The following is a 9,122-nucleotide window of genomic DNA, read 5'->3' as shown; positions in this document are numbered from 1 at the left end:
GGAAGCACCGTGAGGTGTGGAGTTGACCGGTACTAATAGGCCGAGGGCTTGTCCTCAGTTGCTCGCGTCCACTGTGTTAGTTCTGAGACAACGAATAACTGTGTTCACATCCGGTTGTTCAACAGTTTCATAGTGTTTCGGTGGTCATTGCGTTAGGGAAACGCCCGGTTACATTCCGAACCCGGAAGCTAAGCCTTTCAGCGCCGATGGTACTGCAGGGGGGACCCTGTGGGAGAGTAGGACGCCGCCGAACAATCTTTGGTTGGGAATGCCCCGCACCTCTGGTGCGGGGCATTCCTGCGTTCAAGACCCTTTTGCGTCGGCGGTTTCCAGCACGCCCGCGCTTCGGGTATGATCTCTCTCGTTGCCGCGCCCCAATAGCTCAGTCGGTAGAGCGTCTCCATGGTAAGGAGAAGGTCTACGGTTCGATTCCGTATTGGGGCTCCAGCACAACGAAGAAGGGCCCCGCCTGATGGCGGGGCCCTTCTTCGTTTGCGGCCCGTCAGTTCTTCTGCGGCTCCGGTACGCGCATCGCCAGGATCGCCATGTCGTCCGACGCCGGCTCCGCCGCGAACCTCTCCACCGCGCGCAGCACGCGTGAGGCGACCGCGCCGGCCGTGAGGCCCGTACAGCCCGTCAGTACGTCGACGAGACCGTCGTCGCCCAGCATCCTGGTGCCCTCGCGGCGTTCGGTGACGCCGTCGGTGACACAGAGGAGGACGTCGCCCGGTTCGAGCGTGACCATCTGCTCGTACAGCTCCAGGTCGTCCATGACCCCGAGCAGCGGCTGTGGGTCCGCAGCCGCCTCCACGCTGCCGTCCTGGCGCAGACGCAGTGGCAGCGGGTGGCCGGCGCAGACGACCTTGAGGACGGCGCTGCCGTCCTCCTGAGGCCACAACTCCCCGTAGAGCAGCGTCAGGAAGCGGCTGCGGGCGCCCTCGTCGAGGATCGCCGCGTTCAGGCGCTCCAGGACCGCCGGGCCGCTGAACCCCTCGCGGGCGAGGAGCCGGAGCGCGTGCCGGGCGAGGCCGGTCACCGCCGCGGCTTCCGGGCCCGTACCGCAGACGTCGCCGATGGCGAAGCCGTACGCGCCGTCGCGGATCGGGAAGAGGTCGTAGAAGTCGCCGCCCACCTCGTTGCCTTCACCCGCGGCGCGGTAGATGACCTCGACCTCGACGTTGGGGACCTGGGGCAGCTCCGGCGGCAGCAGGCTGCGCTGGAGGGACTGGCTGATGGCCATGCGCTCCGAGTACAGGCGGGCGTTGTCGAGGGCGAGTGCCGCCCGGCGTGACAAGTCCTCGGCCAGTTCCAGGATTTCCTGGCGGAAGTGGTCGTCCGACGGCTTGCCGAGGGTGAGCATCCCGATCACACGGTTCCGCGCGACGAGAGGCAGTACGACGGTCTCTCCGCCAACAGCGGCGGCAGTGGCCAGTGTTGTGCCGATTCCGGAGGAGACGGGCGTGGAGGCCCCTCCCAGCTCCCTCATGGACGTACGGAGCGCGGCCTGGTGCGCGGCGTCGGCCGGGCCGGTCCAGACGCGGGCGCCCGGAGTCGGGACCGGATCCGGCGGATCGATCTTGGAGAGCAGGGCCTTGAGGCCGTCGATGCGATCCTCGTCCTCGTGCAGCACGTAGGAGAGGTATGGGTCCGACGCCTGGTCGGCGATGGTGTAGACGGCGCACCAGGTCGCGAGGGTGGGCACTGTCATCTGGGCCATCAGCGCGAGCGTCTGGTCGCGGTCGAGCGTGCCTGCCAGCAGGTCCGAGGCCTCGACGAGGAATGAGAGCGAGCCGCGCCGCAGACGTTCGAGTTCGCCAAGACGCGCCGATTCGACGGCCAGCGCGATGCGGTCGGCGGCGAACTGCAGGCGCAGCGCCTCCTCGTTGGAGTACCGGCCCGCCGATTCGGCGGCGACACCGAGCGAGCCGGTGAGCCGGCCCTCGACCTTGAGCGGGACGGTGACGACGGAACGCATGCCGGTCCCGTTGAGGAGCGGCACGGCGCCCGGGACGATGGCCAGGTCCTCGTGGACGGCGGGCATCCGGGCGGAGCCGTACCGCCCCGTGCCGGCCTCCACCGGGACGCGGGCGAAGCGCTGCCGCGCCGAGGGGAGGCCCGTGGTGGCCCGTACCTCCAGCTCCGTCTCGTCGTCGGTGGCGAGCAGGAGGAAGGCCGAGTCGCCTTCGAGCATGTCGCGGGCGCGCTCAACGGTGCGCTGGAGCAGGCCGTCCAGGTCTTCCGGCGCCGGGGAGCCGATGAAGACCTCGAAGGGGTCAACGGTGCGGCTCTCGGCGCCCGCCTCGGTCGCGGGGACGCGCTGCGGGGTCTGGATGACGGCGCGTTCGTCGTCGCGTACGAGGAGGCAGACGGTGGACGGCTCGCCGTTGGTGTCGCGCACCCGGAGGTGGGAGGCGTAGACGGGGATGACGCGGCCGTCGCTGCCGCGGATGCCGTAACTGCCTTCCCAGCGTGAGAGGAGCAGTGCCTCGACGATGCCGGTGCCGATGCCCGGCGTGTGCGGCCAGGCGGCGAAGTCGGTGAGGGGTTTGCCGACGACCTGGTCGGCCGGGTAACCGAAGAGGTGTTCCGCGTCCTCGTTCCACGTTGACACGGCGCCGGTTCTGTCGATCTGTACGACGGCGACCCTGACCCGTTCGTCGGTGACCGGGAGGAGCGCGTTCGGGATGACCGGGCCGGCGGACCGGGCGCCCACGGGGCGGTCGGGCAGATCGAGCTGGAACCAGACCTGTTTGTGCGTCGGTGTGTAGTCGACGCCCCAGCGGGACGCGAGTGCCGCGCACAGGAGCAGTCCCCGGCCGTTCTCCCGGTCTGGGCTGCCGAGCGACAGCCCCGTGCCCTGCATCGGGATCTCGCGTTCGGGGTAGCGGTCGGAGACCTCGACCCGGACGCCGTCCCCCGTACGGAGGCAGAGCACGTCAGCCGACGTACCGGCGTGGATGACGGCATTGGTGACGAGTTCGCTGGTGAGAACGACCGCGTCGTCGACGACGTCCGCGTACCCCCACCCCTGGAGCGTGTCCCGGACAAAAGCGCGGGCGGTCGCGACGGACCGCCCGACAGGGTCGAAGCTGGCAGCCGCCCGCGCGGTGATCACAGAACTCCTCGTACGCGTCTCGACGCCCGGCTCTGCCATGATTCGGCCCCGCCCTCCCGGTGCCCGTTGGTAGTACGTTCGCCACGCCGTCCCCGCCGGGCGGACGGGGACGGTTGGACAGCCGGATGCCAGGTTACTTACCTTCGCTGCGAGGGCGGATGCCGGTTGCCACTGTTTCCGCCTACCGGGGGTGGGGACGCTATGCGAAGCTGCCGAACTGTTATCGCCAGGTTCGGCCGTGGTGAAACACTGGGCAGGATTCCAGAGACAGCCTGAACAACACTCTGAGCAGTACGGTCAACCCCCGCGGGAGGGACACGGTGGAGTCTGGCGTGGCGGCGCGTGGCAACAACACGCGCGCGAAGGGCGGACGGTCCCGGAACAACGGGGCCACCGAGGTCGATGCGGCGGCTCTGAACAGACTGCTGACGGCCCTGGTGGCGATGCGGGACGGTAACTTCCGTAAACGCCTGACCGTCTCCGGTGACGATGTGATGGCGGAGATCGCCGCCGTCTTCAACGAGGTGGCGGACCGGAACCTGCACCTCACGGGCGAGCTGGCCCGCGTACGGCGCATGGTCGGGCGGGAGGGAAAGCTCACGGAGCGCCTGGAGACGGGCGCCTGCGAGGGGTCCTGGGCCAGCGCGATCGACGCCTCGAACGCGCTGGTGGACGACCTGGCGCGCCCCGTGTCCGAGGTCGGGCGGGTGCTGTCGGCGGTCGCCGAGGGCGACCTGGAGCAGCGGATGGAGCTGCGTTCGCACTTCACCGAGGGTTCGGCGGGGACGGAGCGCCCGCTGCGCGGCGAGTTCCTGAAGGTGGCCCGTACCGTCAACAGCCTGGTCGACCAGCTGTCCGCGTTCACCGACGAGGTGACGCGCGTGGCGCTGGAGGTCGGTACCGAGGGCAAGCTCGGCGGTCAGGCCAAAGTGCGTGGAATGTCGGGTTCGTGGAAGGACCTCACGGATTCCGTCAACACGATGGCGTACCGACTCACCGCTCAGGTACGTGACATTGCTCTCGTTACGACGGCCGTCGCCAAGGGCGATCTGTCGCGCAAGGTCACCGTGCATGTGGCCGGCGAGATGCTTCAGCTGAAGAACACCGTGAACACGATGGTGGACCAGCTGTCCTCGTTCTCCTCCGAGGTCACGCGCGTGGCCCGGGAGGTGGGCACCGAGGGTGAACTGGGCGGCCAGGCGACCGTTCCCGGCGTGGCCGGTGTGTGGAAGGACCTCACCGATTCGGTGAACACGATGGCCGGCAACCTGACGAGTCAGGTGCGCGGCATCGCCGAGGTGACCACCGCCGTCGCGAACGGCGATCTTTCCCAGAAGGTCACGGTGAGCGCGCGCGGCGAGGTCGCGCAGCTCGCCGAGACGATCAACCAGATGACCGAGACGCTGCGTACGTTCGCCGACGAGGTCACGCGCGTGGCGAGCGAGGTCGGCGGATCGGGTGTGCTGGGCGGCCAGGCGCAGGTGCCGGGCGCGGCGGGTACGTGGAAGGACCTGACGGACTCGGTCAACACCGTCTTCCGGAATCTGACCACCCAGGTGCGGGACATCGCCCAGGTGACGACGGCCGTGGCGAACGGTGACCTTTCCCAGAAGGTCACCGTCGACGTGGCCGGCGAGATGCTCGAACTGAAGAACACCGTCAACACGATGGTGCGTCAGCTCAATTCGTTCGGCTCCGAGGTGACGCGAGTCGCCCGTGAGGTCGGCGTGGAAGGCCAGTTGGGCGGCCAGGCCGAGGTGCCGGGCGCGGCGGGTACGTGGAAGGACCTCACCGACTCGGTCAACACCGCGTTCCGTAACCTCACCGGCCAGGTGCGGGACATCGCCCAGGTGACGACGGCGGTCGCGAACGGCGATCTTTCCCAGAAGGTCACCGTCGACGTCGCGGGCGAGATGCTCGAACTGAAGAACACCGTCAACACGATGGTGGCGCAGCTGTCGTCGTTCGCCGACCAGGTGACGCGGATGGCGCGTGACGTGGGTACGGAGGGCAGGCTGGGCGGCCAGGCGCGGGTGGACGGCGTCTCCGGTACCTGGAAGGAACTCACCGACTCCGTCAACTTCATGGCCGGCAACCTGACCGACCAGGTGCGGCAGATCGCCCAGGTGACCACGGCCGTGGCGCGTGGCGACCTGTCGCAGAAGATCGACGTGGACGCCCGCGGCGAGATCCTGGAGCTGAAGAACACCATCAACACGATGGTCGACCAGCTCTCGGCCTTCGCCGAACAGGTCACGCGCGTGGCCCGCGAGGTGGGCACCGACGGCAGGCTCGGCGGCCAGGCGCAGGTGCCTGGCGTCGCGGGTGTCTGGCGCGATCTGACCGACTCCGTGAACGGCATGGCGGGGAACCTGACCTCCCAGGTCCGCAACATCGCGCAGGTCGCCACGGCGGTGGCGCGCGGTGACCTGTCGCAGAAGATCGACGTGGACGCGCGCGGCGAGATCCTGGAGCTGAAGAACACCCTCAACACGATGGTGGACCAGCTGTCGAACTTCGCCGAGCAGGTCACACGCGTGGCCCGCGAGGTCGGTACGGAGGGCATGCTCGGCGGCCAGGCCGAGGTGCAGGGGGTCTCGGGCACCTGGAAGGACCTCACCCAGTCCGTCAACTTCATGGCGAACAACCTGACTTCGCAGGTCCGCAACATCGCCGAGGTCACGACGGCCGTCGCCAAGGGCGATCTGTCGAAGAAGATCACGGTCGACGCCAAGGGCGAGATCCTCGACCTCGTCACCACCGTCAACACGATGGTCGACCAGCTGTCGAACTTCGCCGACGAGGTGACCCGCGTGGCCCGCGAGGTGGGCACGGAGGGCATCCTCGGCGGCCAGGCGCGGGTGCGCGGCGTCACCGGCATCTGGAAGGACCTGAGCGACAACGTCAACACGATGGCCAACAACCTGACCAGTCAGGTGCGGAACATCTCCAGGGTCTCCTCGGCGGTGGCCAACGGCGACCTGACGAAGAAGGTGACGGTCGAGGCGCGCGGCGAGGTCGCCGAACTGGCCGACACCGTCAACATCATGGTGACGACGCTCTCCTCGTTCGCCGACGAGGTGACGCGAGTCGCCCGCGAGGTGGGCACCGAGGGCGAACTGGGCGGCCAGGCGCGCGTGCCGGGTGTCTCGGGTACGTGGAAGGACCTCACCGAGTCGGTGAACTCGATGGCGTCCAACCTGACGGGTCAGGTGCGCCAGATCGCCACGGTCACCACGGCCATCGCCAAGGGCGATCTCACCAAGAAGATCGACATCGATGCCCGAGGTGAGATCCAGGAGCTGAAGAACACCATCAACACGATGGTCGATCAGCTGTCGTCGTTCGCCGACCAGGTCACCCGGGTGGCCCGTGAGGTGGGTACGGACGGGCAGTTGGGCGGCCAGGCCCGGGTCAGGGACGTCGACGGCACCTGGCGCGACCTCACCGAGTCGGTGAACGAGATGGCCGGCAACCTGACCCGTCAGGTGCGGGCGATCGCCGCCGTCGCCACCGCGGTGACCCGCGGCGATCTGAACCTGAAGATCGACGTCGACGCGGCGGGCGAGATCCAGGTCCTCCAGGACAACATCAACACCATGATCGCCAATCTGCGCGACACCACCCTCGCCAACGAGGAGCAGGACTGGCTCAAGGGCAACCTGGCCCGTATCTCCGGTCTGATGCAGGGGCGCCGCGATCTCGACGACGTGGCCTCGCTGATCATGAGCGAGCTGACCCCGGTGGTCTCGGCGCAGCACGGCGCGTTCTTCCTCGCCATGCCGACCGGCACCGGCACCGCCTCCGAGCTCGGTACGGGCGGGCGCGACGGCTCGTACGAGCTGTGCATGCGCGGCAGTTACGGGTACTCGGCCGGGTCCATGCCGACCGCCTTCCGGCCCGGCGAGACCCTCATCGGTACGGCGGCCGAGGAGAAGCGCACGATCCAGGTCAACGTTCCGCCGGGCTATCTCAAGATCTCCTCGGGGCTCGGCGAGGCGTCACCGGCGTACGTGATCGTGCTGCCGGTGCTGTTCGAGGGCAAGGTCCTCGGTGTGATCGAGCTGGCGTCGTTCCAGCCCTTCACCCAGATCCAGCGGGACTTCCTCAACCAGATCGCGGAAATGATCGCGACGAGCGTCAACACCATCAGCGTCAACACCAAGACCGAGGTGCTGCTGAAGCAGTCGCAGGAGTTGACGGAGCAGCTGCGGGAGCGGTCGGCGGAGCTGGAGAACCGGCAGAAGGCACTCCAGTCCTCGAACGCGGAGCTGGAGGAGAAGGCGGAGCTGCTGGCCCGTCAGAACCGCGACATCGAGGTGAAGAACACCGAGATCGAAGAGGCGCGGCAGGTGCTGGAGGAGCGGGCCGAACAGCTCGCCGTGTCGATGCGCTACAAGTCCGAGTTCCTGGCGAACATGTCGCACGAGTTGCGTACGCCGCTGAACTCGCTGCTCATCCTGGCGAAGCTGCTCGCGGACAACGCGGAGATGAACCTCTCACCGAAGCAGGTGGAGTTCGCCGAGACGATCCACGGCGCGGGCTCGGACCTGCTCCAGCTGATCAACGACATCCTCGATCTGTCGAAGGTCGAGGCGGGCAAGATGGACGTCAGCCCGACGCGGATCGCGCTGGTCCAGCTCGTCGACTACGTCGAGGCGACGTTCCGGCCGCTGACGGCGGAGAAGGGGCTCGACTTCTCCGTACGGGTCTCCCCGGAGCTGCCGGCGACGCTGCACACCGACGAGCAGCGGCTGCTCCAGGTGCTGCGCAACCTGCTGTCCAACGCGGTGAAGTTCACCGACACGGGCGCCGTGGAGCTGGTGATCCGGCCCGCGGGGGCGGATGTGCCCAACGCGATCAGGGAGCAGCTGCTGGAGGCCGGTTCGCTGCGTGACGCGGACGCCGATCTGATCGCCTTCTCGGTCACCGACACCGGTATCGGGATCGCGGCGAGCAAGATGCGGGTGATCTTCGAGGCGTTCAAGCAGGCGGACGGCACGACGAGCCGTAAGTACGGAGGTACGGGTCTGGGCCTGTCCATCAGCCGGGAGATCGCCCGGCTGCTCGGCGGCGAGATCCACGCGGCGAGCGAGCCGGGCCGCGGATCCACGTTCACGCTGTATCTGCCGCTGCACGCCAGCGAACTGCCGCCGCAGGGCTATCCGCAGCTGACGCCGGGCATCGAGCCGCAGCGCGGTGGCGGCGGTTTCGCGGGTCTGTCGTCGGAGCAGGCGCGGCTGGACCGGCCCGCCGGGCCCTCGGAGGCCCGCACGGGGCCCGCCGCGCTGTTCCGGCGCCGGCGCAAGGCCCTTGGCGGTCCGGAGCAGTTGAACTCGCTGTCGGGGCGGCCTGGAGGTCCGGGGGGCCCGTCCGGCGGGAACGGTTCGGCGGGCGCGGCCAACGGCGCGCGGCCGTCGGCCGGTTCGAATGCCGACGAGGCGTGGGGTGCCGACGTGCAGGACGCTCCGGAGGAGCGGCGTACGTTCTCGTTCGGCGGCGAGAAGGTGCTCATCGTGGACGACGACATCCGCAACGTCTTCGCGCTGACCAGCGTCCTCGAACAGTACGGTCTGTCGGTGCTGTACGCCGAGAACGGCCGTGAGGGCATCGAGGTGTTGGAGCAGCACGACGATGTGACGCTGGTGCTGATGGACATCATGATGCCCGAGATGGACGGGTACGCGACGACGACGGCGATCCGCAGGATGCCGCAGTTCGCCGGGTTGCCGATCATCGCGCTCACCGCGAAGGCGATGAAGGGTGACCGGGAGAAGGCGATCGATTCCGGTGCTTCTGACTATGTGACAAAGCCGGTCGATCCCGATCATCTTCTGTCAGTTATGGAGCAGTGGATGCACCAAAAGTGACGCGAAGTGGCACCGGGAGCGGCTTCGGAAGTGACCGGCGGTTGTGCGAACCTGTGGAAGAAGGTGAGTTCCTGTGGTCGATCACGTGTGGACCACAGGTATTCGGGGAACCTTTCGAGCTCCTGTGACGTTTTTGC

Annotated in this window: 2 protein-coding genes, 1 tRNA gene and 1 rRNA gene; 3 read left to right on the top strand and 1 reads right to left on the bottom strand. The window is 68.0% G+C overall.

Translation table 11 applies throughout. The annotated features are described in order from the left end of the window. Positions 1-136: 136 nt before the first annotated feature. Positions 137-253: ribosomal RNA gene (gene rrf, locus ACFWHU_RS04775) — 5S ribosomal RNA — on the top strand. 118 nt (positions 254-371) lie between these two features. Beyond that, positions 372-447 (top strand) — tRNA-Thr (locus ACFWHU_RS04770). Positions 448-502: 55 nt separating this feature from the next. Here the strand turns inward: ACFWHU_RS04770 and ACFWHU_RS04765 are convergent. After that, positions 503-3,154 carry a SpoIIE family protein phosphatase gene (locus ACFWHU_RS04765; RefSeq protein WP_385800782.1) on the bottom strand — a complete coding sequence of 884 codons (2,652 nt, stop codon included), beginning with the start codon at positions 3,152-3,154 and terminating at the stop codon, positions 503-505. A 281-nt stretch (positions 3,155-3,435) separates the two neighbouring features. Here ACFWHU_RS04765 and ACFWHU_RS04760 point away from each other — a divergent pair, with 281 nt between their 5' ends. After that, positions 3,436-8,985, top strand: a complete 5,550-nt coding sequence (locus tag ACFWHU_RS04760) for a HAMP domain-containing protein (RefSeq protein WP_387223912.1) — start codon at positions 3,436-3,438, stop codon at positions 8,983-8,985. Positions 8,986-9,122 lie beyond the last annotated feature (137 nt).

Origin of the sequence: Streptomyces sp. NPDC060366 (assembly GCF_042725135.1) — a bacterium.
Taxonomy (GTDB): domain Bacteria; phylum Actinomycetota; class Actinomycetes; order Streptomycetales; family Streptomycetaceae; genus Streptomyces.
Note: the sequence above shows the minus strand (reverse complement) of the source record. Positions and strands in the feature narration are given on the sequence as shown.